The sequence below is a fragment of the Pseudomonas sp. DVZ6 genome (assembly GCF_024259445.1).
GTDB classification, from domain to species: Bacteria; Pseudomonadota; Gammaproteobacteria; order Pseudomonadales; family Pseudomonadaceae; genus Aquipseudomonas; species Aquipseudomonas peradeniyensis.
This window is the reverse complement of the sequence record NZ_JANCLM010000030.1, coordinates 1-25,830: the sequence shown is the minus strand read 5'-3', so window position 1 is coordinate 25,830 and position 25,830 is coordinate 1. Positions and strand designations below refer to the sequence as shown.

Here is a 25,830-nt window from a genome sequence, read left to right as displayed (position 1 = left end):
ATTGTTGAGTATCAGCAGGAGGTATGTATGCCTAGAGCCGGAGAACATCGCCGGATTGAGCCCAGTCAAAAAGCGAGCATTTGCAGTGGCGGCTGCTTTGGAAGTCATAGAGGCAAAGGCCGGTAGCGCCGAAGGTGCAACGCTCTCGCACGAGTTCGCGCAGCTTTCAACTTATGCTGACCAGATTCAAGCTGCATTGCGAGGCCAGTATGCGACAGTGCCGCACTCACCTGCGGCACACCTAATCCACGGCACGGCTGGGATAGAAAGCACCCCGATTGGGGTGCTTCGCTAACTACACTGAGAAGACCCCTCCAATATCCCCATCATCGAGCTCAAGCTGCTCCCGACGATAGGTAATCGATTGAGGCTTGCCCGCACCATCCACCCAGTCGCACTTCACAACAAGTCCATCACCATCCGTTTGATAGTCTGAAATGTCGCCGATAGTCATCAGCGGACCGCCCGACTTAAGCCGCACAGTCATACCAATTGCATATGCGCTCATAAAACTACTCCGTGTTGTAGAAGCACTAATCATTGGGGCGCATGATAGCTATTCAATAGCCCGACGAATTTTATTCGAGCAGCACATCTATCAGCCTTTGTTCTGCCAGGCAGAGCATCGCCAGAGATTGCAAGTCGTCAGCCATCGGGCCGAACGCGGAAAGCTCCACTAACCCTGACGCTTCACGCATGGCCATGAACACCAATGCAGCACGCTGACAGCTCTCCGCCACCCAGTTGGTCTGCAATCCTGTGCAGCGTACGAAAGGCGTCGCACCAGTTCTCTCGATGGAACTTTGATCGCCATCCTGTGCGTCTCAACGTGTCCGTGCAGGATGGAAACAATCAGGCCATGGGGTAGCCCTGTATTGGTCCAGGAGCACCTGACCGATCTGTTCAGGCGATACGGGCTTCCTTTGCAAATCAACGCAGACAACGGCGCGCCCTGGGGCGCACCACGAAATCCGGGCGAACTGACACCGCTAGGGATCTGGATCGTGCGGCTAGGCATACGCCTGACGTTCAGCCGGCCAGGACACCCGCAAACCAACGGCAAGGACGAGCGCTTCCATCGTACGCTCAAGGCTGAGGTGCTCAAGGGTCGTACTTTCCGTGATCTGCGAGAAGCCCAGGAAGCGTTTGATCTCTGGCGTGGTGTCTACAACTACAAGCGTCCTCATCAGCAGTTGGGTTACCAATTGCCAATCGATCGCTATCAGATGAGCAAACGACCATTTCCCAGCCGGCTGCAGGACTTTGATACGGCCCCGATGACATCCTGATCAAGCCCTACTGCAGCCAGTTCCGCTACAAGAAGCGCTCATTCCGAATAGCCAAGGCGCTAGGAGGACATATCGTGGCCCTGCGTCAGAGCGAGCAAGGACCTGATCACTTCGACGTCTACTTCTGTCGCCACAAGCTGAGAACCATCGATTTCAACAACCCGGATGGCAGACGATAATGTGTCAACCATGTCTCCGTACGTGTGTCCACCATGTGTCCGGTCCATACAGGGGGCAAAAAGTGGGGTAAATTTCTATCAGCGCCAAAATTCGAAGGCATAAAAAAATCCAGTCACCGCTAAGTGACTGGATTCTTTGGAGTATTTTGGTCGGGACGGAGTGATTCGAACACTCGACCCCTTGCACCCCATGCAAGTGCGCTACCGGGCTGCGCTACGCCCCGACATCATTCTCGATACCGCTGAGAACGTTGAAGAATTTAACCTAACCTTTTGAATAATGGAAGCTTTTTTTCAAAAATTTCCACTCGTCGCCAACCAGGTCACTTCTTCAGCACCACCAACACATCCTCCAACTCCGCAATCATCTGCCGAATCAGCTGCTTGTACTGGCTGGACTCATCCTTGACCTCATCACTGGAGAGCCGCAACCGCGCCCCGCCAATGGTAAAGCCCTGGTCATACAGCAAAGCGCGGATCTGGCGGATCATCAGCACGTCCTGGCGCTGATAATACCGCCGGTTGCCACGGCGCTTCACCGGGTTGAGCTGCGGAAATTCCTGCTCCCAGTAGCGCAGCACGTGCGGTTTTACCGCACAGAGCTCGCTGACTTCACCGATGGTGAAGTAGCGTTTGCCCGGGATGGGGGGCAGCTCGTCGTTATGGCTTGGTTCCAGCATAGGCCTCTACCCGGGCTTTCAGCTTCTGCCCTGGACGAAAGGTGACGACGCGGCGCGCAGTGATCGGGATCTCTTCCCCTGTTTTAGGGTTGCGGCCCGGCCGCTGGCGTTTGTCGCGAAGGTCGAAGTTGCCGAAACCGGACAACTTCACCTGCTCGTTGTCTTCAAGCGCGTGCCGAATTTCTTCGAAAAACAGCTCGACCAGCTCCTTGGCCTCACGCTTGTTAAGCCCCAGCTCCTCGTACAGCCTTTCGGCCATCTCAGCTTTCGTCAGAGCACCCATGCCGTTATTTCCTTAACGTGGTGTTCAACCTTTGTTCAAGCGAGGTGAGGATAGTCTGCAGGGTTTCATTCACCTCATCGTCGTTAAGAGTGCGCGATGGATGTTGCCAGGTCAAGCCGACGGCCAGGCTTTTTCTATCAGGATCAATGCCTTTACCCTGGTAGACGTCAAACAGCCTGAGGTCTGTGAGCCATTCGCCTGCATTGTCACGAATTACTTCAAGCACGGCGCTCGAAGCGACATCACGACCTGCGATCAAGGCCAGGTCACGGCGGGTTTCCGGGAACTTGGACAGCTCGCTGAACTTCGGCAGACGGCCTTCGACTACATCACCAAGCACCAGCTCGAAGACGAATACCGGACGGTCCAGGCCGAGGGTCTTGGCCAGCTCCGGGTGGATGGCGCCGAGGTAGCCGACTTCCTTGCCGTCGCGCTCGATGCGGGCGGTCTGGCCTGGGTGCAGGGCTGGGTGCTTGCCGGCGACGAAGCTGAAGTCGCTCAGGGCACCGGAGTAGCCCAGCAGGGCTTCCACGTCGGCTTTGACATCGAAGAAGTCGATGCCGTCGCGACCGTTTGCCCAGCCTTCTGGCTGGCGGCTGCCGGTGACGACGCCGGCGATCATTGGCTGCTGCTTGAGGTCACCGAGCTGGCCGACGAAGCGCAGGCCGCTTTCGAACAGGCGCACGCGGTCTTGCTGGCGGTTGAGGTTGTGCTGCATCGCCCTGACCAGGCCCGGCCACAGCGAGGCGCGCATGGCGGCCATGTCGCTGGAGATGGGGTTGGCCAGCAGCAGCGGCTCGACGCCTGGGGTGAACAGCTCGAACAGTTTCGGGTCGATGAAGCTGTAGGTGATGGCTTCCTGGTAGCCGCGGGCGACCAGCAGCCGGCGCAGGTTCGGCAGTTCGCCGCGGGTTTCCGGGCGGGCTTGCGGGGCCAGGCGGGCCTGCGGGTAGCGCACCGGCAGGTTGTTGTAGCCGTACAGGCGGGCCAGCTCTTCGATCAGGTCGACTTCCAGGCTGACGTCGAAACGATGGCTTGGGACGGTGACCGTCCACTCCCCTGCCCCGTTTGCGCTGGTCTTCAGCTCCAGGGCGTTGAGCAATTGCTCGACCTGGGCGGCGTCCATCTGCATGCCGAGCATCTGGGTGATGCGTTCGGCGCGCAGGGTGATCGGCGCGATGTTCGGCAGGTGCTGCTCGCTCACGGTCTCGATTACGGGGCCTGCTTCGCCGCCGACGATCTCGAGGATCAGGGCGGTGGCGCGCTCCATGGCTTCACGGGCCAGTTGCGAATCCACGCCGCGCTCGTAACGGTGCGAGGCGTCGGTGTGCAGGCCGTAGGAACGGGCCTTGCCAGCAACGGAGATCGGCTCGAAGAAGGCGCTTTCGAGGAACAGGTCGCGGGTCTTCTCGGTGTTGACGCCGCTGTGCTCGCCACCCATCACGCCGGCAATGGCCAGGGCGCGGGTGTGGTCGGCGATCACCAGGGTGTCGGCGCGCAGGGCGACTTCCTGGCCGTCCAGCAGGACGAGCTTCTCGCCCTCCTCGGCCATGCGTACGCGGATGCCGCCGTTGATTTCGGCGAGGTCGAAGGCGTGCATCGGCTGGCCGAGTTCGAGCATCACGTAGTTGGTGATGTCGACGGCGGCGTCGATGCTGCGCACGTCGCTGCGGCGCAGGCGCTCGACCATCCACAGCGGGGTCGGCTTGCTCAGGTCGACGTTGCGGATCACGCGGCCCAGGTAGCGTGGGCAGGCGACCGGGGCGCTGACTTCGACCGGGCGCACTTCGTCGTGGGCGGCCGGTACGGCCGGCACCACCGGGCGGGTGACCGGTACGTCGTACAGGGCGCTGACGTCACGAGCCAGACCGGCCAGGGACAGGCAGTCGCCACGGTTCGGGGTCAGGCCGATCTCGATGCTGGCGTCGTCCAGGTTCAGGTACTGACGGATGTCCTGGCCCACCGGGGCGTCGGCGGCCAGTTCCAGCAGGCCGTCGTTCTCTTCGGTGATCTGCAGTTCAGCCGCCGAGCAGAGCATGCCGAACGACTCGACGCCGCGCAGCTTGGCCTTCTTGATCTTGAAGTCGCCCGGCAGTTCGGCGCCGATCATGGCGAACGGGATCTTGATGCCTGGGCGGGCATTGGGGGCGCCGCAGACCACCTGGAAGGTCTCTGCGCCGTTGCTCACCTGGCACACGCGCAGCTTGTCGGCGTCCGGGTGTTGTTCGGTGGTGAGGATCTCGCCCACCACGATGCCGCTGAACTGGCCGGCAGCGGGGGTCACGCTGTCGACTTCGAGGCCGGCCATGGACAGGCGGGCGACCAGTTCGTCACGGGAGACTTGCGGGTTTACCCAACCGCGCAGCCACTGTTCACTGAATTTCATGCTGTTCTCCTGAAAGTTGCGTCGATTGGGCCTAGCGGAATTGAGCCAAGAACCGCAGGTCGTTGTCGAAGAACAGACGCAAATCGTTGACGCCATAGCGCAGCATGGCCAGGCGCTCGGCGCCCATGCCGAAGGCGAAGCCCTGGAACTCTTCCGGGTCGATGCCGGACATGCGCAGCACGTTCGGGTGGACCATGCCGCAGCCCATCACTTCCAGCCAGCCGGTCTGCTTGCACACGCGGCAGCCTTTGCCGGAACACATCACGCACTGGATGTCGACTTCGGCGGAAGGCTCGGTGAAGGGGAAGAACGACGGGCGGAAGCGCACGGCCAGTTCTTTCTCGAAGAACACCCGCAGGAACTCTTCGATGGTGCCCTTGAGGTCGGCGAAGTTGATGCCGCGGTCGATCAGCAGGCCTTCGACCTGGTGGAACATCGGCGAGTGGGTGATATCCGAGTCGCAACGGTACACACGGCCTGGGCAGACGATGCGGATCGGCGGCTGGGTGCTTTCCATGGTGCGCACCTGGACCGGCGAGGTGTGGGTGCGCAGCAGCATGTTGGCGTTGAAATAGAAGGTGTCGTGCATCGCCCGGGCCGGGTGGTGGCCGGGGATGTTGAGCGCTTCGAAGTTGTGGTAGTCGTCTTCGACCTCGGGGCCTTCGGCGATGCCGTAGCCGATGTGGGTGAAGAACTGCTCGATGCGCTCGAGGGTACGGGTGATCGGGTGCAGCCCACCGGTGGTCTGGCCACGGCCTGGCAGGGTGACGTCGATGCATTCGGCGGCCAGGCGAGCGTTGAGCTCAGCCTCTTCAAAACCGGCCTTGCGTGCGTTGAGCACGTCGGTGACGCGTTCCTTGGCGTCGTTGATCAGCGCGCCAACCTTGGGGCGCTCTTCGGCTGGCAGGTTGCCCAGGGTCTTCATCACCTGGGTCAGCTCGCCTTTCTTGCCGAGGAATTGGACCCGGATCTGTTCCAGGGTAGTGATGTCTTCAGCGCGTTCCACGGCCTCGAGGGCTTGGGCGACCAGCGCGTCCAGGTTTTCCATGTACAGACTCCAGATACGAAAATAGGGGAAGAGCTTTTGAAGGCTCTTCCCCTATCCGATGACGTTTTACACCCGACGGCGCAGGCGCCGCCGGATGATTGTCGTGGGTACTTAAGCCAGTACGGCTTTAGCCTTCTCGACAATCGCAGCAAACGCCGCTTTTTCGTTCACTGCCAGATCGGCCAGAACCTTACGGTCGATTTCGATCGACGCCTTTTTCAGGCCAGCAATCAGACGGCTGTACGACAGACCGTTGGTGCGGGCACCGGCGTTGATACGAGCGATCCACAGTGCGCGGAACTGACGCTTCTTCTGGCGACGGTCGCGGTAGGCGTATTGGCCTGCCTTGATGACCGCTTGCTTGGCAACACGGAATACGCGCGAACGTGCACCGTAGTAACCTTTAGCCAGTTTCAGAATTTTTTTGTGACGCTTACGAGCGATAACGCCGCGCTTAACACGAGCCATGAGTAACTTCCTCTATCTTAACCAGAATTAACGAACGCGCAGCATGCGCTCGACTTTTGCCACGTCAGACGGGTGCAGCAGGCTGGCACCGCGCAGTTGACGCTTACGCTTGGTCGACATTTTGGTCAGGATGTGGCTCTTGAAAGCGTGCTTGTGCTTGAAGCCGGAAGCCGTCTTCAGGAAGCGCTTCGCAGCACCGCTCTTGGTTTTCATTTTTGGCATGTTGGAACTCCGCATTCGAATAAAAATTACACAATAATCATCAGGCCTGCCGTGCCCGGGAGATTACTTCTTCTTTTTGGGGGCGATGACCATCATAAGCTGGCGTCCTTCCATCTTCGGATGCTGCTCAACGGTGCCGTATTCCACGAGGTCAGCTTCGACCCGCTTCAACAGCTCCATGCCCAGCTCCTGGTGGGCCATCTCACGGCCGCGGAATCTCAGAGAGATCTTGGCCTTGTCCCCATCGCTAAGGAAACGTACCAGGTTGCGTAGTTTTACCTGGTAATCCCCTTCTTCCGTCCCTGGACGAAACTTGATTTCTTTGATCTGGATCTGCTTCTGGTTCTTCTTGGCTTCGTTGGCCTGCTTCTTCTTCTCGAAGAGGTGCTTGCCGTAGTCCATCACCTTGCAGACGGGCGGTACCGCGTCTGCAGAGATTTCCACCAGATCCAGCTTCGCTTCATCAGCGATACGCAGCGCTTCATCAATCGAGACGATGCCAATCTGCTCGCCGTCAGCACCAATTAACCGAACCTCGCGTGCCGAGATATTCTCGTTGATCGGGGCTTTCGGTGCAGTTCGTTTATCGTTTCTCATTTCACGCTTAATAGTCATTACTCCGATTCTTGGCGACCACGCCGGGAAACCGCTTGCGACAGCAGCTCAGCGAACTGCGCGACGGGCATCGAGCCCAGGTCTGCGCCTTCGCGGGTGCGCACAGCGACGGTTTGCGTTTCGACTTCGCGATCCCCTATAACCAAAAGATAAGGGACCCGCAGCAACGTATGCTCGCGGATTTTAAAGCCGATCTTCTCATTTCTCAAGTCCGACTTGGCACGGAATCCGCTACCGTTCAGGTCTTTTTCCACCTCGAGGGCGAAATCGGCCTGCTTGTCGGTGATGTTCATGATCACCGCCTGGGTCGGCGCGAGCCAGGCCGGGAACACGCCGGCGTAGTGCTCGATCAGCATGCCGATGAAGCGCTCGAACGAACCGAGGATGGCGCGGTGCAGCATCACCGGGCGCACGCGGCTGTTGTCTTCGGCGATGTAGCTGGCGTCCAGGCGCTCAGGCAGGTTCGGGTCGTACTGCAGGGTGCCGCACTGCCAGTTACGGCCGAGGCAGTCGCGCAGGGTGAACTCGATCTTCGGACCGTAGAACGCGCCCTCGCCCGGTTGGTATTCCCACTCCAGGCCCGACTCGTTCAGGGCGTCGGCCAGGGCGCCTTCGGCGCGGTCCCACAGCTCTTCGGAGCCCACGCGCTTGGCGGGGCGGGTCGAGAGCTTCATGGCGACGTCGGTGAAACCGAAGTCCTTGTACACATCCAGGGTCAGCTTGATGAAGTCGGCGGCTTCTTTCTTCACCTGTTCTTCGGTGCAGAAGATGTGCGCGTCGTCCTGCACGAAGCCACGCACGCGCATGATGCCGTGCAGGGCGCCGGATGGCTCGTTGCGGTGGCAGGCACCGAACTCGGCCAGGCGCAGCGGCAGGTCGCGGTACGACTTGAGGCCCTGGTTGAACACCTGCACGTGGCACGGGCAGTTCATCGGTTTTACCGCGTAGTCGCGGTTTTCCGACGAAGTGGTGAACATGTTCTCGGCGTAGTTGGACCAGTGGCCGGAACGCTCCCAGAGGATGCGGTCGACGACCTGCGGGGTCTTGATTTCCTGGTAGCCGTTTTCACGCTGGACCTGGCGCATGTACTGCTCGAGCACCTGGTACACGGTCCAGCCGTTGGCGTGCCAGAACACCATGCCCGGCGCTTCTTCCTGCAGGTGGAACAGGTCGAGTTGCTTGCCGATCTTGCGGTGGTCGCGTTTTTCGGCTTCTTCGATGCGCTGGATGTAGGCGGCCAGCTGCTTCTTGTCGGCCCAGGCGGTGCCGTACACACGCTGCAGCTGCTCGTTCTTGGCATCGCCGCGCCAGTAGGCGCCGCTCAGCTTGGTCAGCTTGAACGCTTTGAGGAAACGCGTGTTCGGCACGTGCGGGCCACGGCACATGTCGACGTATTCTTCGTGGTAGTACAGGCCCATGGCCTGTTCATCCGGCATGTCCTCGACCAGGCGCAGCTTGTAGTCTTCGCCACGCTGGGTGAACACGTCGATGACTTCGGCGCGCGGGGTCATCTTCTTGACGACGTCGTAGTCCGTGTCGATCAGCTGCTGCATGCGCTTTTCGATGGCGGCGAGGTCGTCCGGGGTGAAGGGACGCTCGTAGGCGATGTCGTAATAGAAGCCTTCGTCGATCACCGGGCCGATCACCATGCGGGCGGTCGGGTACAGCTGCTTCACCGCGTGGCCGATCAGGTGGGCGCACGAGTGACGGATGATCTCCAGTCCCTCTTCATCTTTAGGGGTGATGATCTGCAGGGTGGCGTCGTGGTCGATCTTGTCGCAGGCATCGACGAGCTTGCCGTCGACCTTGCCGGCCAGGGTGGCCTTGGCCAGGCCCGCGCCAATCGAGGCGGCGACTTCGGCTACGGATACCGGCTGGTCGAACGTGCGTTGACTGCCATCGGGAAGAGTAATAACGGGCATGGCGCCTCCTCTCCTAGTGGTGACCCCTACCAAAGGTCACGTGGGTTGGGATGAGCCAGTACAAGATCCGCCCTGCCTTTCCCGCGGGAAAGCCTGCCTCACAGTGGCAGAGACCTTTCGGCCTGCCAGGGACGAACCAGAGTGACTGGAAGGTAAAAGTTGCAGGCCGCCAGTGGCGAGCCGCAAGCCGAGCATGCTAGCACGCGGGTTGCACCCGGTCGCAGAAATATTTGGAAATTACGCCGCCGGGGTGAACTTGTGCAGAAAATTTCCTATCAGACCTTCTGAAGCAACCTACTCTTGATGAGACCTTTACCCAAGGAGTGTTCGGTTATGCGACTTCAGTCCCTTCTGGCTGCCTGCGCCGCAAGCGCCCTGCTGCTGCCGCTGGCTGCCAACGCAGGCAATTTTCCCGCCGGCAAGGAGGCGCCCTACATGGCTCAATGCCAACAGGTGGCAAGCGGCCAGGGCGTGGACGCGGCGACGGCGAAGAAGCACTGCGAATGTGGCGCCAAAGTGATCAAGGAGAAATTCACCGACAAGGAAATCAATGACCTCACCACCGCGGAGGATGGCGTTGACGCCAATCTGATGCAGAAGGCCCAGCAGGCAGTACGGGCCACCTGCACCGCAAAATAGGCAGGGTTGACTGGCCATTGCACGCATCTTTTGCGCTGGATCAACATCCTGCGAAGGTAAAAGGCGCTAGATACGCAGAAATGGACTATAGTGTCGTCGGTGCTACTGAAGCTACGGCGACATTGCACCCCGATAAAAAATCATGTTTCTGGAGATTCACCCCATGTCCAATCGCCAAACCGGCACCGTCAAGTGGTTCAACGATGAGAAAGGCTTCGGCTTCATCACTCCTCAAGGCGGCGGCGACGACCTGTTCGTACACTTCAAGGCCATCGAAACCGACGGTTTCAAAAGCCTGAAAGAAGGCCAAACTGTTTCCTTCGTAGCCGAAAAAGGCCAGAAGGGCATGCAGGCCGCGCAGGTTCGTCCGGAGTAATTTTCGGATAGCTGCAAAAAAAACCCGCCACTTGTGGCGGGTTTTTTATTGGCTGCCAGAATCACGCAGCACCTTTGTAGGAGCGGCCTCGTGCCGCGAAAGGGCCGCAACGCGGCCCCGGCGATCTGTGTTGTGGCGAAGAACCTGGGGCCGCTTTGCGGCCCTTTCGCGGCGCAAGGCCGCTCCTACAGGGGGCGGCAGCGCCGGGGGATCAACCGCAGTTGACCCGGGTAACCACACCCTTGTCGTCGACATTCAGGTTCAGCCGCTCGGAACGGTATTCCAGGGTGATCATGTCGTGGGGCTTGAGGATGCGCGCCATCTGCGAGCCACTGGCCTTGCGCGCCTGCTCCAGCAGCTCTGGCGAGGCCAGCTTGCCGATGGTGAAGTCGGCGCCACTGGCTTCGCAGCGGCCGTCATTGCCGGCCGGGGTGGCCTGGGCACTGCTGCCGCCCGAGGAGCCACCGGTGCTGCAACCTGCCAGAACGGAAGCCACCAGCAAGGTCGCCAGGGAAGCGCGGGTACGGAACATGAATCCTCCTAAATAAATCCGGGAACTGCCTGATGCGACAATTCCTCCAGGCATTTGTTGCACAACCGCACGATTCTGCCTGACTCGGCCACTTGACGCGAAAGGCAATCGTGACCGGATTTTGCACCGAACCGTCGGTTCGGCCAACCGCGCTCCTTATGCTTAAGTCGCAGGTCCCGTCACGCAAAGGCATGATTTACTGCAAGAAGCGGAGCGCGAAACGCCTCCCCTTCGAACGCCAGGACGCGGTATTCGACCTATCACCAGGCCCCAGCGAGAACCGCCCCATGAGCAGCCACAGCATCGACGCCGATATCAAGGTCAAGTGGGACGAGGGCCAGAGCGCCTACAGCCCGAGCACACCCGAAGAACTGATGCTGATCGCCGTCGACCTGCTGGTGCGCGACCGCGGTGGTGACGCGGCGCGCAGCTTCATCGAGCAGCTGCTCGAGCGCCACGCGCCGCAGGGGGCTATTTCAATCGAGCCAGGCGGGCGCTGAGCAGGTCGAAGAAGCCCTGGGCGTTGCCCTCCTTGATCCACGTCACGTTGGCCGGTTGCTTGAGCACGCCATACCAGTCGGCGACGGTCTGGCCGAAGGTCGGGCCTTCGCGGCTGTCGACCACCATGTGCACCTGCCGGCCTTCGAACAGATCAGGCTTGAGCAGGTAGGCAATGACGCTGGCGTCGTGCACCGGGCCGCCGGGCATGCCGTAGTTGTCCATGTCGAACTTGATGTAGGCGTTGAGGATGTCCACCACCAGCTTGCTGGCGTTGTTGTTCACTGCCGCCAGCTGCTTGAGGCGGGCGTCGCTGGTGAGCACCTTGTGGGTGACGTCCAGCGGCAGGTAGGTCAGCTTGACGCCGCTGGCCAGCACCACCTCGGCGGCGTGGGGGTCGGCGAACAGGTTGAATTCGGCAGCCGGGGTGATGTTGCCGCCGTTGAAGTGGGCACCGCCCATCACCACCACTTCCTTGATGCCGTTGACGATCTCGGGCTTCTGGATCAGCGCCAGGGCCAGGTTGGTCTGCGGGCCGAGCATGGCGATGGTGATGCTGTGGGGTTCGGCGCTGCCCAGGGTGTCGATCAGGTACTGCACGGCGTTGCCGTTGGCCAGGGGCTTTTTCGGTTCGTGGACCTTGACGCCGGTCAGGCCTTCCTCGCCGTGGACGTTGGCGGCGTAGATCGGCGTGCGTACCATCGGCCGCCCTGCCCCGGCGTACACCGGGATTTCTTCGCGGCCGGCCCATTCACGGGCCAGGCGGGCGTTGCGCGAGGTCTTTTCCAGGCGCACGTTGCCGGCCACGGTGGTGATGGCGCGGATTTTCAGTTCCTCGGGCGAGGCCATGGCCAGCAGCAGGGCCACCACGTCGTCGGCGCCGGGGTCAGTGTCGATGATCAGGTCGCGGGGCGCGGCCATGACGGCGGTGGCGGCTAGCGCGGACATGAGGACGGCTCCTTGGAGCAGGGATTTGAGGGACATTCAGCACTCCTTGTTGCTAGGGGATGGATTCAACAGGGGCCGCTTTGCGGCCCTTTCGCGGCACAAGGCCGCTCCTACACGAACCGGGTTGCCCCTCTGTAGGAGCGGCCTTGCGCCGCGATCGAGGGCAAAGCCCTCGCATTCGGTCTAAAAGGTAACGCCAGCCACCAGGGCAATATTGCTATAGGGCTTGCACTCCCCCGTACGCACCACGGCCCGAGCCTGGCGACACAGGGTCTTGAAATCGGCATGGCTGAGCACCTGACGCTGGCCCAGCTCGCCGCCGGCATGCAGCCGCTCGACCTCGGCCAACCCCGGCGGCAAAGCCTGGAACACCTCTTCGGCCAGCACATGGCGCTCGACCTGCATCTCGCTCAGCACCACACGCAGCACACTGACAAAGTCCGGGATGCCCGGGGTCAGCGCCAGGTCGATCAGTTCCACGCCCGGCGGCACCGGCAAACCAGCGTCACCGATCACCAGGATGTCGCCGTGGCCCAGCCCGGCGATGGTGCGCGACAGGGCGATGTTCAACAGTGGCGTCTTCTTCATGGCGTCAGCTCCCGCAGGTAAGGAATCGACGGCTGGGCACCGGCGCGGGTGACGGACAACGCAGCCGCGCGTTGGCCGACGATGATCGCCTGCTCTTCCGGCAGCCCCCGGGCCAGGCCCGCGGCGAACCCGCCGACAAAGGTGTCGCCGGCCGCCGTGGTGTCCACCGCTTCGACCTCCGGCGCCGGAAAGTGGCGACCATCGCCATCATCGACCAGCAGCGCGCCCTGGGCACCGAGGGTGACGATCACCTTGCCCGCACCCATCCTGCGCAGGCGCCGGCCAGCCCGGCGCGCGCTGTCCAGATCGTTGACCGGCAGGCCAGCCAGGGCCTCGGCCTCGCTCTCGTTGGGGATCAGGTAATCGATGTGGGCAAACCATTCCACCGGCAGCGGCCCGCTGGCCGGCGCCGGGTTGAGGATCACCTTCTTGCCCAGCTCGCGGCCACGGGCCAGGGTCCAGGCCACGGTGGCCGTCGGCACCTCCAACTGGCAGATGATCACCTCGGCCTGCTGCAGCAGGCTGTCGAACCGGCGCACCGACTCAGGCCCGAGCAGGCCATTGCCGCCCGGGATGATGACAATGGCGTTCTGGCTGGCGGCATCCACCACGATCAGCGCCACGCCACTGGAGACGCCACTGCACACACCAACGCCCTGGCAGTCGATGCCCTCCACTTCCAGGGCTCGACGCAGCTGCTGGCCATAGGCATCGTCACCGACGTTACCGACCATCGCCACGCTGGCCCCCAGACGCGCCGCGGCCACGGCCTGGTTGGCACCCTTGCCGCCAGGCACGGTGAAGAAACTTTCGCCGGCCAGGGTCTCGCCGCCCCGGGGCAGGCGCTGGGCGCGGGCCACCAGGTCCATGTTCAGGCTGCCGACCACAACCACCTTGGCATTCATGGGTATTCCTTAACGGTAATCGTTGAACAGGTCCGGGCGCGGCCCGGTGGATTCACGCAAGACGATGCGCGGAGCGACGATGCGCTGCTCGGCGGCGCCGTCGCGCCGCGGCGTGACGATGCGCGACAGCAACAGGCTGGCGGCGCTCTCGCCCAGCTCGCGGATCGACTGGCCGACGGTGGTCAGCGACGGGTACACGTAGCGGCTCAGCTCGATGTCGTCGAAGCCGATCACCGACAGCTCGCCGGGCACGTCGATATTGCGTTCGGCGGCGGCGCGCAACACGCCGAAGCCGATCATGTCGTTGCCGGCGAAGATCGCCGTGGGCCGCTCGCCATCGAGCAGGCGCGCCGCGGCGGCATGCCCGCCGGGGCTGGTGAAGTCGCTGTGCAGCACATGGCCTGGGGCGATGCGCACATCGGCCTCGGCCATCGCCCGGCGGAAACCGGCCAGGCGCAGCTGGCTGACACCGGTGTCCACCGGGCCGCCGATGGTGGCGATCTCGCGGTGGCCCAGCTCCAGCAGGTGGCGGGTGGCCAGGTAGGCGCCCTGCTCGTGGTCGATGCGCACCAGGTCGGCCTCGACGCCGTCCAGGGCGCGGTCGACGATGACCATCGGCGTGCGCACGCCGCCGAGGCTGTCGAGCAGGTCCTGGTCCTCGCCCACCGAGGCGACGATCAGCCCGTCGATGCGCTTTTCCAGCAGCACGCGCAGGTAGCTGCGCTGCTTCTGCGGGTTGTCGTCGGAGTTGCACAGGATCACGCAGTAGCCGTTGCGCTCGCAGGCATCCTCGATACCCCGGGCCAGCTCTGCGAAGTACGGGTTGACGCTGTTGGGCACCAGCAGGCCGATGGTGGCGGTGCTGCGCGCCTTGAGCGAGCGCGCCACGGCGCTGGGCACGTAGTCGAGCTCGGCGATCGCCGCCTCGACCTTCAGGCGCACGTGCTCGCTGACCGGGCGGGTCTTGTTCAGTACATGGGACACGGTGGTGTAGGAAATCCCCGCCAGTGCCGCGACGTCTTTGATGGTTGCCATGGTTTCAGTTCCGCCGGTTCGCGCGCCGGCTGCGGTAAGTGTCGAGTACCACGGCGATGACGATCACCGCCCCGGTGATGATGCGTTTGGTCGGCTCCGAGGCGCCGATCTGGGCCAGGCCAGCGGCCAGCACCGAAATGATCAGCACGCCGAAGAAGGTGCTGATGACCGAGCCGCGCCCGCCCATCAGGCTGGTGCCGCCGATCACCACGGCGGCGATCACCTGCAGCTCGAGGCCGGAGCCGGCGTTGGGGTCGGCGGCTTCCAGACGGGATATCTGGAACAGCGCGGCGAGGCCGGCGAGCACGCCCATCAGGGCGAACACCAGGATCTTGTACGGGCGCGGGTCGATGCCAGCCAGGCGCACGGCCTCTTCGTTGGTGCCGATGCCGATCAGGTAGCGACCGAACACGGTGCGGGTCAGCACCAGCTGGGCGGCGACGATCACCAGCAAGGCAATGATGAAGGCCGGCGAGATGCCAAAGGCGATGGGGTTGGAGAACCAGGCGAAGGCATCGCCAATGTAGGCAGTGCGCGAGTCGGTGAACTGGTAGGCCAGGCCACGGGCCATCTCCAGCACGCCCAGCGAGACGATGAACGAGGGGATGCGCCAGGCCACGGTGATGCTGCCGGTGACGGTGCCGGCCAGCGCCGCCACGGCCATGCCCAGCAGCGCGGCGGGCAGCACGCTCCAGCCCCAGCCGAGGATCGCCACGCTGACCGTCGAGGCGGCCAGGGCCAGCACCGAGCCCACCGACAGGTCGATGCCGCCGATGATCAGGATGAAGGTCATGCCCACCGCCAGCACCATCAGGTCGGGGATCTGGTTGGCCAGGGTGCTGAAGGTGGCGTAGGACAGGAAGTGGCTGCTCAGCATCGAGAACAGCACGATCATCGCCAGCAAGGCGCCGGCCAGGCCCAGGTAGGTACCCAGGCCGAAATAGGTGCCGCTGCGGCGCACGGGCGCGCTGCCCGAAATGTTTGTTGTGGTTTTCATGCGTCCATCCTGGGGGCTGCGTCGTGCAGCAGGGCATCACGTTTCTGGTAGCCGGCGAAGGCGGCGGCAAGCAGTTGGTCCTGGGTCCAATGATCGCGGTCGAAGGTGTCGATCAGGCGTCCGGCGCTGAGCACGGCGATGCGGTCGCAGATCAGCATCAGCTCGCGCAGGTCGCTGGACACCACGACGATGGCCTTGCCCTGACGCGCCTGCTCGGCGAGCAGGCCATAGATGTCGAACTTGGCGCCGACATCGATGCCACGGGTGGGCTCGTCGAACAGCAGCACCTGGCAGTCGCGCTCCAGCCAGCGGCCGATCACCACCTTCTGCTGGTTGCCGCCGGACAACTCGCCCACGGCCTGGGCGGGGCTGGCACTGCGGATGCGCATGGCGCCGATCTGGCGCTCGGCCAGTTCGCGCTCGGCGTCGCGGTCGAGCACGCCGGCGCGGGACACGGCGCCGAGGTTGCCCAGGGCAATGTTGGCGCTGATCGACTGGCTCAACAGCAGGCCTTCGCCCTTGCGGTCCTCGGTGATCAGGGCGATGCCGGCCTTGACCGCGGCCTTGGGCGATTCGATGTTCAGCGGCCGCGGCGGCTGGCCGAGGGCGACCTGCCCGCTGTCGGCGCGGTCGGCGCCGTAGATCAGGCGCAGCAGCTCGGTGCGCCCGGCGCCGATCAGGCCGGAGATACCGAAGATCTCCCCTGCCCTGACCTCGAACGACACCTCGCGCACCTTGTCGCCGCGGCTGAGCTTGTCGACCCTGAGCAGCGGCGCGCCGATGCTGCGCTGGCCGAGGTCGATATGCTCGCCCAGCTCGCGGCCGACCATCAGGTTGACCAGTTGCTCGCTGTTGTAGCGCTGGATAGGCTCGGCGCACACCAGCTTGCCGTCGCGCAGCACGGCGATGCGCTGGGCCACGCGCTGCAGCTCTTCGAGACGATGGGAAATATAGACGATGGCCACGCCGCGCTGGCGCAGGCGCTCGATCTGGGTGAACAGCAGCTCCACCTCGCGAGCGGTGAGCATGGCCGTGGGCTCGTCGAAGATCAGCACATGGCAGTCGCCGATCAGGTTGCGGGCGATTTCGACCATCTGCTGGTGGCCGATGCCGAGCTCACCCACGGGGGTATCGGGGTCGATGGCGTCCAGGCCGACCTGGGCCATGGCCGCGCTGGCCAGCTGGCGCAGGCGCTTCTGGTTGACCCAGCCGAGGCGGCTGGGCAGGTTGTCGAGGAACAGGTTCTCGGCCACGGTCAGGGTGGGCAGCAGGTTGAGTTCCTGCATCACCATGCGCACGCCGAGGCGCTCGGCCTCGGCGCGGTTGCCGGGGCTGTAGGGCTGGCCGCGATAGAGCATCTGCCCGGTGGTGGGGAGCTCCAGGCCGCTGATCAGCTTGGACAGGGTCGACTTGCCCGCGCCGTTCTCGCCGGTCAGGGCCAGCACCTCGCCGCCGCGCAGCTCGAGGGTGACGTCGCCAAGCACGGGCTGGGCGTAGGTCTTGCCCAGGCCGCTGACGGCTAGCACGGTTTCATTGGCCGGTACTGACATGGCCATTCTCTCCTAGGTTGGCACAACACCCCTGTAGGAGCGGGCTTGCCCCGCGAAGCAGTCGACGCGGTGCATGGCACCGGCTACGCCGGTGATCGCGGGGCAAGCCCGCTCCTACAGGGATCGCAACATCACTGGGTAATCAGCTCGACCGGCGTCTGGATGACATTGTCGGCATCCACGCCTGGCTTCTCGCCCTTGAGCATCTTCAATGCCGCCTGGATGCCGAACACCGCCTGCTGGCTGGCCGCCTGGTCGAGGGTCGCGAGCACGCGGCCATCCTTGAGCATCGGCTTGATGGCGTTGATGTTGTCGTAGCCGACCACCTGCACCTGGCCGGTCTTGCCGGCGGCGCGCACGGCCGAGACGGCGCCCAGGGCCATGCTGTCGTTGCCGGCCAGCAGCGCCTTCAGGTCGGGGTATTCGTTGAGCATCGAGGCGGCCACGGCGTTGCCCTTGTCGATCTCCCAGTTGCCCGATTGCACCGAGACGATCTTCATCTGCGCGGCTTGCATGGCGTCCTTGAAACCGGCGGTGCGCTGCTGTGCGTTGGTGGTGGTCGGCACGCCTTCGATGATGCCGACCTGGTCACCGGCCTTAAGCTTCTTGGCCAGGTAGTCACCGACCTCACGCGCGCCCTTGCGGTTGTCCGGACCCACGAACGGCACGCTGATGTTCTTGCTCTTGAGCACGGCGGGGTCGAGGCGGTTGTCGATGTTGATCACGGTGATGCCGGCGTCCATGGCCTTCTTGATCACCGGCACCAGCGCCTTGGAGTCGGCCGGGGCGATGACCAGGGCCTTGGCGCCGGTGGCGATCATCTGCTCGACGATGCGGATCTGGTTGCCGGTGTCGGTCTCGTCCTTGATGCCGTTGGCCACCAGGGTGAAATCGTTGGGGTGCTCTTTCTGGTAGGCCTTGGCGCCGTCTTCCATGGTGCGGAAGAACTCATTGGCAAGGGACTTCATCACCAGGGCGACCTTGGGCGCTTCCTCGGCGTGGGCAGTGGACAGGGAGAAGACCAGCGAGGAGAAAACGGCGAGGGCCAGCGGACGGCCGGGGAACGGCAGTTTCATGGAAATGACTCCGAATCTTGTGGTTTTTATCGGATCGCAAACGTTTGCGGTAAGCAACTATGGAAACAGGCGTCGGTTTTGTCAAATCCATTGCGTAGGCAGCCACAGCTACGCGCGTCGGATTATCCGCAATTCGTCCGAAAAACCGAACACCTTTCCTGCAAAAATTCGGTGATCCGAACACTCGCACCGTCTCTGACCCTCTGGTCGCGTCGAGTACCCCCAGTCAAAACAGGGGTTTCAAGATGAAATACGACGAACGGTAGTTGCTGGTACGAAATCTGCCTTTACCCCAGTGCGACATAACGCACATCTCCTCCAGGAAGAGAGAAGCAGAAATGATGAAAACCGCTATCAAGACCTTCGCACCGAGCGCCCTGGCGCTGCTGCTGGTACTGCCGACCACCGTTTCCGCCAAGGAAGCCGCGCAACAACAGAAACTCGCCAACGTGGTGATCCTCGCCACCGGCGGCACCATCGCCGGCGCTGGCGCCAGCGCGGCCAACAGCGCCACCTACCAGGCGGCCAAGGTAGGCATCGACAAGCTGATCGCCGGCGTGCCAGAGCTGAAGGACCTGGCCAACGTGCGCGGCGAGCAGGTGATGCAGGTCGCCTCGGAAAGCATCGGCAACGACGACCTGCTCAAGCTGGGCAAGCGCGTCGCCGAACTGGCCGACAGCAAGGACGTCGATGGCATCGTCATCACCCACGGCACCGACACCCTGGAAGAGACCGCCTACTTCCTTAACCTGGTAGAGAAGACCGACAAGCCGATCATCGTGGTCGGCTCGATGCGTCCGGGCACCGCGATGTCCGCCGACGGCATGCTCAACCTGTACAACGCCGTGGCCGTGGCCAGCAGCAAGGACGCCCGCGGCAAGGGCGTGCTGGTGACCATGAACGACGAGATCCAGTCCGGTCGCGACGTGAGCAAGGCAGTCAACATCAAGACCGAAGCCTTCAAGAGCCAGTGGGGCCCGCTGGGCATGGTCGTGGAAGGCAAGTCGTACTTCTTCCGCCTGCCAGCCAAGCGCCACACGGTCAACTCCGAGTTCGACATCAAGACCATCAGCAAGCTGCCGGCCGTGGACATCGCCTACGGCTACGGCAACGTGACCGACACCGCCTACAAGGCGCTGGCCCAGGGTGGCGCCAAGGCGATCATCCACGCCGGCACCGGCAACGGTTCGGTGTCGTCGCGCGTAGTACCGGCGCTGCAGGAACTGCGCAAGGAAGGCGTGCAGATCATCCGTTCGTCCCACGTCAACCAGGGCGGCTTCGTGCTGCGCAACGCCGAACAGCCTGACGACAAGAACGACTGGGTCGTGGCCCACGACCTGAACCCGCAGAAGGCGCGGATCCTGGCCATGGTCGCGATGACCAAGACCCAGGACAGCAAGGAGCTGCAGCGGATCTTCTGGGAATATTGATCGGCATGCGCCTCGGGCTGGTGTGTTGAACATACCGGCCCTATCGCGGGGCAAGCCCGCTCCCACGAGAGCCAGACAGGCTTTGTGGGAGCGGGCTGGCCCCGCGATGCTTTCGATGGAACCAATCCCTCTACCACGGTCTTATACGGCTTTCATCCTACCTGCTGTTGCGAAACGGCTTACAGTGAAATACTGTATGCACATACAGCAAAACAAGGAACAGCCCCGTGGCCAAACCCGCCTCCGCGTCGCCAAGCCCTTATGAACTACTGGGTCAGCGCATCCAGAAGATCATCAACAGTCCCACCGCCCAGCGCAGCCGCGCCGCCCTGATCTTCCGCCTGGAGCACGAGTCGCCCGACGACTGGGCAACCCTGCTCGAGGAAATCGCCGAGAACGACAACGTCACCCTCGCCCACCGCGACGATGGCGGCGTGCAGATTTTCTGGACCGTGCCGAAGGAAGACTGACCGCGCATGAGAGTTTCGCTTTTCGCCGCCTGCCTGCTGCTGCTTGCCCCCCTCGCCCACGCCGACGCCCCACGCACCTTCCAGGAGGCCAAGAAGGTCGCCTGGAAGCTGTACGCGCCGCAGTCCACGGAGTTTTATTGCGGCTGCAAGTACAAGGGCAACAAGGTCGACCTGGCCTCCTGCGGCTACGCGCCACGCAAGAACCTCAACCGCGCCTCGCGCATCGAATGGGAGCACATCGTCCCGGCCTGGCAGATCGGCCACCAGCGCCAGTGCTGGCAGGACGGCGGGCGCAAGAACTGCACGCGCCACGACAAGGTCTACCAGCGCGCCGAGGCCGACCTGCACAACCTGGTGCCGAGCATCGGCGAGGTCAACGGCGACCGCAGCAACTTCAGCTTCGGCTGGCTGCCCGAGCAGCATGGCCAGTACGGCAGCTGCCTGACCCAGGTCGACTTCAAGGCCAAGAAGGTCATGCCGCGCCCGTCGATCCGTGGGATGATCGCGCGCACCTACTTCTATATGAGCAAGCAGTACGACCTGAGGCTGTCCAGGCAGGACCGCCAGCTGTTCGAGGCCTGGAACAAGACCTACCCGCCGCAGGCCTGGGAGCTGCAGCGCAACCAGCAGGTGGCGTGCGTGATGGGGCGCGGCAATGAGTTCGTCGGGCCGGTCAACCTCAAGGCCTGCGGCTGAGGCCCCTCAGGCCAGCGTCTGCAGGTAGACGCTGGCCTGCTGGTAACGGCACAGCCGGGCCAGGTCCGCCGGGCCTGGGCAAGGGATGCGCGAGAGATCGCTGTTGTCGGCCAGGTCGGCCAGCTTGACCTGGCGCGCCAGGGGGTCGACGCCCAGGCGGATGACGAAGGCCTCGTAGCTCTCGCCTTCGCGACGGCTAAGCGCCAGCAGCGCGGCGAGGATCTTCAGCGGGAAACCTTCACGGGCGAGGTCGGACAGGGTCAGCGGGGTGTCTTCCAGCACGTCGTGCAGTACCGCGACGATGCGTTGCTCCGGGGTGATCACCCGTTCCATCACCCGCAACGGGTGAAGGATGTACGCCGCACCGCCTTTGTCGAACTGCCCTTCATGTGCCTTGATGGCCATCGCAATGGCCCGCTCCAGCGTCGCCATGAGGCGCTCCCCCATTCAACCCCCACAGTAGACAGCATAGCTGCTGCTGCACGGGCTGGCCGGGAAGCAACTCCGCCTGTTCTGACGCCATCGCGGGACAAGCCCGCTCCTACAGGGATTTATATGGCCGTCGCGATCAGCGCTTGACGCCGTGCTGGATGACGATCGAGTCGGTGCCCAGCTTGGCCATTACCTCGGCCTTGCGCGCATCAGCCTCGGCCTTGGCCGGGAACGGGCCCATCAGCACCACCGGCTTGCCATCGCGGTACTCGACCCAGGACGGAATGCCCTTCTCGATCAAACGGGCAGTCATGTCGGTCAGGGCGCCCATGTTCGGCCCCTGAATCACCTCGACGTCCCAGCCCTCCGGCGCCGGCTGGTCGGCCAGCGCCTCGGCGCGGCGCTGCAGGTCGGCACCGCCGCAGATCTCGCGGATGCGCAGGTTGTTGCCGGTTTCGTCGATGAGGATTTCGTACTGGCCGTCATGCTTGATCGCCACGTAGCTGCGATAGGCCTGGTACTGCCCGGCGTCGTCCTTGCCGCGCACCTGGCCGCAGATAGAGCCCTGAGTGTCGAAACGCACGTTGGCGAACTTGGCCGTCTTGGGGTTGTTCAGGTGCTCGGCCACCTGCTTGTGCACGCCTTCGACCTCGTTGTTACAACCCGCCAGGGCCAACACCGCCATTACCACCGCCAGTTTGCGCACGCCTGTACCTCCAGATTCGAAGGGGCGGATTCTAGCATGGCCGGGAACATCCCCTCATGGCACTTCTGTCGCAGGCTTTGTCTGTTGCCTGTGGCCCTCGACCTGGCCGAAGATGTCGCCGCGCCACAATGGACAGACAGCGACACAAGGACCTCAGGTTGGAACCTTCAAACGCCACAGCCACCCCTGCCAGCACGCCCGAACTGCCGCAAGAGTGGCCCACGCACCTGCAGCCCGAAGCCAGCATCAGCCCCGACACGCGCATCTACCCGCGTACGACCTTCGTGCTTGATTTCGCGATGCCGGCGGAATCCTTCGAACAGCTGTGCTGGTGGCTGCTGAGCAAGGAACAACCGCTTGGCGGCTGCCACCGTCTCGGGAAAAGCGGCACCCGGCAAGGCGGCATCGACCTGTTCGCCCATGACGAAGAAAGCCCCGACCGACTCAACGTCTTCGAATGCAAGGCCTGGAAGGACTTCACCAGCAGCGAGCTGACGGGCGCCATCGATGCCTTCCTGAATGGTCCCTGGCCTTCGCTCACGCGCTCGTTCACCCTGATCCTGGCGCAGCGCGAGATCGGCACGCTGGCCAGTCGCTGGATCAATGAGAAACAGCGCCTGAAAGCGGCAGGCATCGAAGGGCGGCTGTGGACCGCCCATGAGCTGACGCAGAAACTGCAGCATCACCCCGACGTGCTGTCGAAGTTCTTCCCAGGCGCGCATATCGAGACGTTCGGCAACCTGTGGATGGAACGCGTGGGGTTCTCAGAGCTGGTTGCCAAATCCATCTTCGACCCGCGCCCCTACGTGGCACGCAAAGCCAGGGCATTCGTCGAACGCCCCGGCAGGCTGAGCGACCACCTGGCCGCCGCCAGGCATGCGCCCGATAGCGCCTGCAGCCCCGATGCCTTCACCCGCATCGGCCATCACGGCCGCCACTGGTACTACCGCGGCCCCTGGTTTTCGCTGAGCGTGTTCCTGCCGGACCTGACCTCGTCCCGCGCCACCGCCGCCTTCGACTTCCACCAGCACGACCTGCGCGGCGTGACCATCACCGTCAGCCACGAATGGCTGCTCGAGCGCTTTCTGTTTGCCAGCGGCGCGCCACTGGACAGCCAGTCGCGCCCGTTCATCGTCGGGCTGATGCCAGGCGACAAGGACCGTTACCTGATCGACCTGCCCAACAGCCGCCTGATACTCGAAGAGCCCGTGGTCCAGGCACTCGCCGATGTCGCCGACGCGCTCACGGTGGTGATGCGCGACACCTTGCAGGCACTGGAACGCAGCCTGTCCGCCAGCGGATTTGCGTTTATCGCCCACGGGGGCTCGCACCGGGTGAAGATCGGCTCGCTGCGCAAGCACGCCTGGCGCTACATCGCCCGCTTCTGCGAGGCGCACGACTACGCCGCAGGCACAAGCCCCTGGCACATGTTCGACGCCCACCCGAGCATGCTCAAGCCCTGCCACGCACAGGCAACCGACCGCCACGACAGCGGATACCACGCGCTGATCACCACCCATACGTCGACCGACGCGTTTTCCAGCGATTGGCTGGACCTGCTGTGGACGCCCCACGACCTCAGCGAACGCGAACCCTCGGCCAGAGGCTGGTGGCCCTGCCAGGACACCCTGGACTGGCTCGACCAGGAACTGCTGCCCGAGGTCAGGCGCTGGACCTGGGAGCGCGAATTCGGCTCACGCTGGCGCCGATTGCGCTACGCCAGGGAGGCTCGCAACTTCGCAGGCTATCTGGATTATCTGCTGACGATCGGGGATGTGCGCGAACGAGCACTGGTAGAACAAGGCAACTGGCAGGCGGACCTGCCGCACGCCATCAACCGACTCGAGCGCTACTATGCAGGCCGCTCGGCAGGACACATCGACAAGAAAGATGTCGTCAACCTGTACCGCGCAGTCGCCATGATGGCAGGCCACAAGCGAGGGCTGCCCAGGTATCTTGCCCGGTCGCTGAGCCTGGAACCGACAGACGATCACGAAGCGCTGATGGCATCGATCCACCGCCACATCGAGACGTCACAAACCGTCGTCAACAATACAGTGGTCGAATATGCGCTGAAGGCCCTGGGCGCTCAGTTCGACGGCCCAGACTGCCCTTTGCAGCCCGATGAACGCCAGCAGATGCTGGACTGGTTGCTGCCGCTTGCCCATACGTGCGATGACGGTGCACTGGTGCGACGCCACAGCAGCAAGCGCTGAGGCCGCACCGGGGCGTCTTTTCCTGCGCAAAACAAAAAGGGCGATCCTTGCGGATCGCCCTCTTCTGATTTGGTAGGCACAATTGGACTCGAACCAACGACCCCCACCATGTCAAGGTGGTGCTCTAACCAACTGAGCTATGTGCCTGTCGTGTGGGGCGCATTCTACCCGATCCAGATACCCTGTCAACACTTTTTTTCACGCTAAGCTACTGAATCTTAAACTATTTATAGGAAGGCCAGGTTTCAGGGGGGGCGTAAAGGATTTTCACCGGACGACTAGCGGGTGTTTATTATTATTGATAGCATCGGTACATTCGTTAAAAATATAAAACACGAGGTTCCTCGAGCATGGCTAACACCCCCTACCCCCAGTCCTACTACGCCGCCTCGGCCAACCCGGTGCCGCCACGTCCGGCGCTGCAGGGTGAGGTGGAAACCGATGTGTGCATCATCGGCGCCGGCTACACCGGCCTGTCCAGCGCCCTGTTCCTGCTGGAGAACGGCTTCAAGGTGAGCATCGTCGAGGCCGCCAAGGTCGGTTTCGGCGCTTCGGGCCGCAACGGCGGCCAGATCGTCAACAGCTACAGCCGCGACATCGACGTCATCGAACGCACCGTCGGCCCCAAGCAGGCGCAACTGCTGGGCCAGATGGCCTTCGAAGGCGGGCGTATCATCCGTGAGCGCGTGGCCAAGTACGACATCCAGTGCGACCTGAAGGACGGCGGCGTGTTCGCCGCGCTGACCAGCAAGCAGATGGGCCACCTGGAATCGCAAAAACGCCTGTGGGAGCGCTTCGGCCACAACCAGCTGGAACTGATGGACCAGAAGCGCATCCGTGAAGTGGTGGCTTGCGACAGCTATATCGGCGGCATGCTCGACATGAGCGGCGGCCACATCCACCCGCTGAACCTGGCCCTGGGCGAAGCCGCCGCGGTCGAGTCGCTGGGCGGCATCATTTATGAGCAAACCCCCGCCGTGCGCATCGAGCGTGGCGCCAACCCTGTCGTGCATACCCCGCAGGGCAAGGTCCGCGCCAAGTTCATCATCGTCGCAGGCAACGCCTACCTGGGCAACCTGGTACCGGAACTGGCGGCCAAGTCGATGCCGTGCGGCACCCAGGTGATCACCACCGAGCCGCTGGGCGACGAGCTGGCGCGCACCCTGCTGCCGCAGGACTACTGTGTCGAGGATTGCAACTACCTGCTCGACTACTACCGCCTGACCAGCGACAAGCGCCTGATCTTCGGCGGTGGCGTGGTGTACGGCGCGCGCGACCCGGCGAACATCGAGGCGATCATCCGTCCGAAGATGCTCAAGGCCTTCCCGCAGCTGAAGAACGTCAAGATCGACTACGCCTGGACCGGCAACTTCCTGCTGACCCTGTCGCGTCTGCCGCAGGTCGGTCGTATCGGCGACAACATCTATTACTCCCAGGGTTGCTCGGGTCACGGCGTGACCTACACCCACCTGGCGGGCAAGGTGCTGGCCGAGGCCCTGCGCGGCCAGGCCGAGCGCTTCGACGCGTTCGCCGGCCTGCCGCACTACCCGTTCCCGGGTGGCCAGATGCTGCGTGTGCCGTTCAGCGCCATTGGGGCCTGGTACTACAGCCTGCGCGATCGTCTGGGCTTCTGATGTAGATCCA

28 protein-coding genes and 2 tRNA genes are annotated in these 25,830 nt (G+C 63.1%); 9 read left to right on the top strand and 21 right to left on the bottom strand.

Going from position 1 to position 25,830, the window contains the following annotated elements:
- Window positions 1–295: 295 nt before the first annotated feature.
- Window positions 296–508 (bottom strand): DUF2158 domain-containing protein, encoded by a 213-nt coding sequence (locus tag NMG10_RS17490; RefSeq protein ID WP_254464803.1) that lies wholly within the window; start codon window positions 506–508, stop codon window positions 296–298.
- 334 nt (window positions 509–842) lie between these two features.
- Here NMG10_RS17490 and NMG10_RS17485 point away from each other — a divergent pair, with 334 nt between their 5' ends.
- A complete protein-coding gene (locus NMG10_RS17485) occupies window positions 843–1,289 on the top strand; it encodes an integrase core domain-containing protein (protein WP_254464802.1) in 447 nt (148 codons plus the stop codon).
- A 326-nt stretch (window positions 1,290–1,615) separates the two neighbouring features.
- Here the strand turns inward: NMG10_RS17485 and NMG10_RS17480 are convergent.
- The 9 genes from NMG10_RS17480 to thrS form a co-directional block, all read right to left on the bottom strand.
- Window positions 1,616–1,692 (bottom strand) — tRNA-Pro (locus NMG10_RS17480).
- 99 nt (window positions 1,693–1,791) lie between these two features.
- Window positions 1,792–2,148 carry a MerR family transcriptional regulator gene (locus tag NMG10_RS17475; RefSeq protein ID WP_011533210.1) on the bottom strand — a complete coding sequence of 119 codons (357 nt, stop codon included), beginning with the start codon at window positions 2,146–2,148 and terminating at the stop codon, window positions 1,792–1,794.
- A complete protein-coding gene (gene ihfA / locus NMG10_RS17470) occupies window positions 2,129–2,431 on the bottom strand; it encodes an integration host factor subunit alpha (protein WP_009394049.1) in 303 nt (100 codons plus the stop codon). The genes NMG10_RS17475 and ihfA overlap by 20 nt, the downstream gene beginning before the upstream one ends.
- A gap of 4 nt (window positions 2,432–2,435) precedes the next feature.
- Entirely contained in the window at window positions 2,436–4,817 is a 2,382-nt protein-coding gene (pheT, locus tag NMG10_RS17465; RefSeq protein WP_254464801.1) for a phenylalanine--tRNA ligase subunit beta, read from the bottom strand.
- Between the two features lie 31 nt (window positions 4,818–4,848).
- Window positions 4,849–5,865, bottom strand: coding sequence for a phenylalanine--tRNA ligase subunit alpha (pheS, locus tag NMG10_RS17460; RefSeq protein WP_028691467.1), 1,017 nt, complete (start codon window positions 5,863–5,865; stop codon window positions 4,849–4,851).
- A gap of 111 nt (window positions 5,866–5,976) precedes the next feature.
- Window positions 5,977–6,333, bottom strand: coding sequence for a 50S ribosomal protein L20 (rplT, locus tag NMG10_RS17455; RefSeq protein ID WP_003250671.1), 357 nt, complete (start codon window positions 6,331–6,333; stop codon window positions 5,977–5,979).
- 27 nt (window positions 6,334–6,360) lie between these two features.
- The gene (rpmI, locus tag NMG10_RS17450) at window positions 6,361–6,555 is read right to left on the bottom strand and encodes a 50S ribosomal protein L35 (RefSeq protein WP_003250667.1); all 195 of its coding nucleotides are present in this window, start codon (window positions 6,553–6,555) and stop codon (window positions 6,361–6,363) included.
- Between the two features lie 63 nt (window positions 6,556–6,618).
- A complete protein-coding gene (gene infC / locus NMG10_RS17445) occupies window positions 6,619–7,170 on the bottom strand; it encodes a translation initiation factor IF-3 (protein WP_172670897.1) in 552 nt (183 codons plus the stop codon).
- Window positions 7,170–9,092, bottom strand: a complete 1,923-nt coding sequence (gene thrS, locus NMG10_RS17440) for a threonine--tRNA ligase (protein ID WP_254464800.1) — start codon at window positions 9,090–9,092, stop codon at window positions 7,170–7,172. Before thrS ends, infC begins: the two co-directional genes overlap by 1 nt.
- 333 nt (window positions 9,093–9,425) lie before the next feature.
- On the opposite strand from thrS, the gene NMG10_RS17435 reads away from it, so the two are divergent.
- Complete coding sequence (locus tag NMG10_RS17435; protein WP_110738971.1) at window positions 9,426–9,731, top strand: hypothetical protein; 306 nt, start codon at window positions 9,426–9,428, stop codon at window positions 9,729–9,731.
- A gap of 163 nt (window positions 9,732–9,894) precedes the next feature.
- Window positions 9,895–10,107, top strand: coding sequence for a cold-shock protein (locus NMG10_RS17430; RefSeq protein ID WP_007956027.1), 213 nt, complete (start codon window positions 9,895–9,897; stop codon window positions 10,105–10,107).
- A 211-nt stretch (window positions 10,108–10,318) separates the two neighbouring features.
- On the opposite strand, the gene NMG10_RS17425 is transcribed toward NMG10_RS17430, so the two are convergent.
- Window positions 10,319–10,639 (bottom strand): I78 family peptidase inhibitor, encoded by a 321-nt coding sequence (locus NMG10_RS17425; protein ID WP_186732542.1) that lies wholly within the window; start codon window positions 10,637–10,639, stop codon window positions 10,319–10,321.
- A 287-nt stretch (window positions 10,640–10,926) separates the two neighbouring features.
- Here NMG10_RS17425 and NMG10_RS17420 point away from each other — a divergent pair, with 287 nt between their 5' ends.
- Window positions 10,927–11,139, top strand: coding sequence for a hypothetical protein (locus NMG10_RS17420; RefSeq protein WP_232857148.1), 213 nt, complete (start codon window positions 10,927–10,929; stop codon window positions 11,137–11,139).
- Here NMG10_RS17420 and NMG10_RS17415 read toward each other — a convergent pair.
- The 7 genes from NMG10_RS17415 to NMG10_RS17385 all read right to left on the bottom strand — a co-directional run bounded on the left by NMG10_RS17415 (window position 11,111) and on the right by NMG10_RS17385 (window position 18,236).
- A complete protein-coding gene (locus tag NMG10_RS17415; RefSeq protein WP_232857149.1) occupies window positions 11,111–12,121 on the bottom strand; it encodes a nucleoside hydrolase in 1,011 nt (336 codons plus the stop codon). The two genes, NMG10_RS17420 and NMG10_RS17415, sit on opposite strands and share 29 nt — an antisense overlap.
- A gap of 147 nt (window positions 12,122–12,268) precedes the next feature.
- Window positions 12,269–12,673 (bottom strand): D-ribose pyranase, encoded by a 405-nt coding sequence (gene rbsD / locus NMG10_RS17410; protein ID WP_254464799.1) that lies wholly within the window; start codon window positions 12,671–12,673, stop codon window positions 12,269–12,271.
- The gene (gene rbsK / locus NMG10_RS17405; protein WP_254464798.1) at window positions 12,670–13,578 is read right to left on the bottom strand and encodes a ribokinase; all 909 of its coding nucleotides are present in this window, start codon (window positions 13,576–13,578) and stop codon (window positions 12,670–12,672) included. Before rbsK ends, rbsD begins: the two co-directional genes overlap by 4 nt.
- Before the next feature lie 9 nt (window positions 13,579–13,587).
- Entirely contained in the window at window positions 13,588–14,613 is a 1,026-nt protein-coding gene (locus tag NMG10_RS17400; protein ID WP_254464797.1) for a LacI family DNA-binding transcriptional regulator, read from the bottom strand.
- A gap of 4 nt (window positions 14,614–14,617) precedes the next feature.
- On the bottom strand, window positions 14,618–15,610 hold the full coding sequence (locus NMG10_RS17395; RefSeq protein ID WP_254464796.1) for an ABC transporter permease: 993 nt from the start codon (window positions 15,608–15,610) through the stop codon (window positions 14,618–14,620).
- A complete protein-coding gene (locus tag NMG10_RS17390) occupies window positions 15,607–17,160 on the bottom strand; it encodes a sugar ABC transporter ATP-binding protein (RefSeq protein ID WP_254464795.1) in 1,554 nt (517 codons plus the stop codon). The genes NMG10_RS17395 and NMG10_RS17390 overlap by 4 nt, the downstream gene beginning before the upstream one ends.
- A 131-nt stretch (window positions 17,161–17,291) precedes the next feature.
- Complete coding sequence (locus NMG10_RS17385; RefSeq protein ID WP_254464794.1) at window positions 17,292–18,236, bottom strand: sugar ABC transporter substrate-binding protein; 945 nt, start codon at window positions 18,234–18,236, stop codon at window positions 17,292–17,294.
- A 341-nt stretch (window positions 18,237–18,577) separates the two neighbouring features.
- Between NMG10_RS17385 and NMG10_RS17380 the strand changes: the two genes are divergently transcribed.
- The 3 genes from NMG10_RS17380 (at window position 18,578) to NMG10_RS17370 (ending at window position 20,832) form a co-directional block, all read left to right on the top strand.
- Window positions 18,578–19,666 carry an asparaginase gene (locus NMG10_RS17380; protein ID WP_050705237.1) on the top strand — a complete coding sequence of 363 codons (1,089 nt, stop codon included), beginning with the start codon at window positions 18,578–18,580 and terminating at the stop codon, window positions 19,664–19,666.
- Window positions 19,667–19,893: 227 nt separating this feature from the next.
- On the top strand, window positions 19,894–20,136 hold the full coding sequence (locus NMG10_RS17375) for a DUF1654 domain-containing protein (RefSeq protein WP_050705218.1): 243 nt from the start codon (window positions 19,894–19,896) through the stop codon (window positions 20,134–20,136).
- Window positions 20,137–20,142: 6 nt separating this feature from the next.
- Window positions 20,143–20,832 (top strand): endonuclease, encoded by a 690-nt coding sequence (locus tag NMG10_RS17370; protein WP_050705217.1) that lies wholly within the window; start codon window positions 20,143–20,145, stop codon window positions 20,830–20,832.
- A 6-nt stretch (window positions 20,833–20,838) separates the two neighbouring features.
- Here the strand turns inward: NMG10_RS17370 and NMG10_RS17365 are convergent, their stop codons facing one another.
- Both NMG10_RS17365 and NMG10_RS17360 read right to left on the bottom strand, forming a co-directional pair.
- Entirely contained in the window at window positions 20,839–21,264 is a 426-nt protein-coding gene (locus NMG10_RS17365; protein WP_203647254.1) for a bifunctional (p)ppGpp synthetase/guanosine-3',5'-bis(diphosphate) 3'-pyrophosphohydrolase, read from the bottom strand.
- A gap of 136 nt (window positions 21,265–21,400) precedes the next feature.
- Entirely contained in the window at window positions 21,401–21,970 is a 570-nt protein-coding gene (locus NMG10_RS17360; RefSeq protein ID WP_203647255.1) for an SPOR domain-containing protein, read from the bottom strand.
- Between the two features lie 158 nt (window positions 21,971–22,128).
- Between NMG10_RS17360 and NMG10_RS17355 the strand changes: the two genes are divergently transcribed.
- Entirely contained in the window at window positions 22,129–24,186 is a 2,058-nt protein-coding gene (locus tag NMG10_RS17355) for a hypothetical protein (protein WP_254464793.1), read from the top strand.
- Window positions 24,187–24,256: 70 nt separating this feature from the next.
- Here NMG10_RS17355 and NMG10_RS17350 read toward each other — a convergent pair.
- Window positions 24,257–24,333: transfer RNA gene (locus NMG10_RS17350), tRNA-Val, on the bottom strand.
- A gap of 203 nt (window positions 24,334–24,536) precedes the next feature.
- Between NMG10_RS17350 and NMG10_RS17345 the strand changes: the two genes are divergently transcribed.
- Window positions 24,537–25,820 (top strand): FAD-binding oxidoreductase, encoded by a 1,284-nt coding sequence (locus NMG10_RS17345; protein WP_203647257.1) that lies wholly within the window; start codon window positions 24,537–24,539, stop codon window positions 25,818–25,820.
- The last annotated feature ends 10 nt before the right edge of the window (window positions 25,821–25,830 follow it).